We start from the raw sequence: 1,266 nt of genomic DNA on the forward strand, positions 1-1,266 counted from the left end.
GTATAAGAGACAGGTAGTAGTTCGACATGGTGCCGGAACTGCGGGCGCCCCTGGCCATGCCGAGGATGTAGCCGTCGTCGGAGGTGTTGGCGCCGATGAAATGCCAGACGACCAGGACCGCGAACACCAGCCAGTCGACCGGCCGCAGCCGCCACCAGCGCTGCGGCAGGAACCGGCGGGCCGAGCGGCCGTCGAGGGCGTCCAGCCGGTGCAGGGCGAACAGCGACAGCGCGGTCGCGAGCAGGCACAGCACGATCACGGCGAGCTTGATCCAGGTCGGCGAGGTCGTGTAGCGGGAATCGGCCACCACCTGCACCGCGAGGTCGGCGGGCGGGGCGCCGGTCAGCTCGCTGAAGACGCCGACCACCTGGGGTCGCAGGTCGGTGGGCACGGTCGCGCCGGCGGAACCGAGGCCCGTCGCGGTGACGGCGGCTTCCTGCGGCGAGATCGCGACGGAGATCGCGCAGGTGTTGCCGAGCACGTCGGCGAGTGGCGCCGTCCACAGCAGTGTCGAGCGCGACACCACATCGACGCGGCCGGGCCGGTCGGGAGTGTCGGCGACGACCTTGACGACGAAGCCGTACCTCTCCATGTCGGCCGACTGGCGCGGAATCGTCGACACGGCGACGCCGCCGCTCTCGGCGAGCGTGCTCAGCGCGGCGCACGGCACGGTGGCCGACAGGGCGGCGGGAGCGTAGGCGACCAGCGGGGATTCGATCGAGGTGATCGTGCCGCGCTGCGGCCAGGACACCGTCGCGGTGTCGACCCGGACCGGCAGGAACGGGATGGCGACCGCGCTCAGCACGCCGACGAGGGCGGCGACGAGCGCGACGATGCGCGCCCACCCGCCGAGCCGGGCCCGTCGCACGGGGTCCGAAGCATCCTTGGGCGGATGCCCCTGCCGCACCATCGTCTCTACCACGGGGCCCGATACTAGCGGCGCGGACGAAGGCGGTCGAAACCCCGACATCGGACCACCACTTCCCGCACCCCCGCCCCGCAGCAACCGGCCGACAGGAGCGGCCGAGAACTAGCGATCGCGGCGCTCCGACAAACCCAGCCCCGCACGCCCGACCCCCAAGGAGTGGCCGCCGCGTCAGCGGCGGGACCAAGAGGCCGCGAACTCGAGCGCGCCAGCACACCGCGTGTGCCGCACCAATCACCCAACCCGGCCCCGCACGCCCGGCCTCGAGGAGGGGCAGGCCGCGCAGCGGCCGTCGCGGCCGTCCCGCCGGTCAGGTGCCGTTGCGTAGGCGACATAGGAGC

Annotated in this window: 1 protein-coding gene; it reads right to left on the reverse strand. The window is 72.7% G+C overall.

Translation table 11 applies throughout. The features are described 5' to 3' along the window. On the reverse strand, positions 1 to 922 hold a 922-nt coding region (locus ACFWPJ_RS33225; RefSeq protein ID WP_378857547.1), incomplete at its 3' end, for an arabinosyltransferase domain-containing protein. Positions 923 to 1,266 lie beyond the last annotated feature (344 nt).

The organism is Nocardia sp. NPDC058497 (genome assembly GCF_042720195.1).
Lineage (GTDB): Bacteria > Actinomycetota > Actinomycetes > Mycobacteriales > Mycobacteriaceae > Nocardia.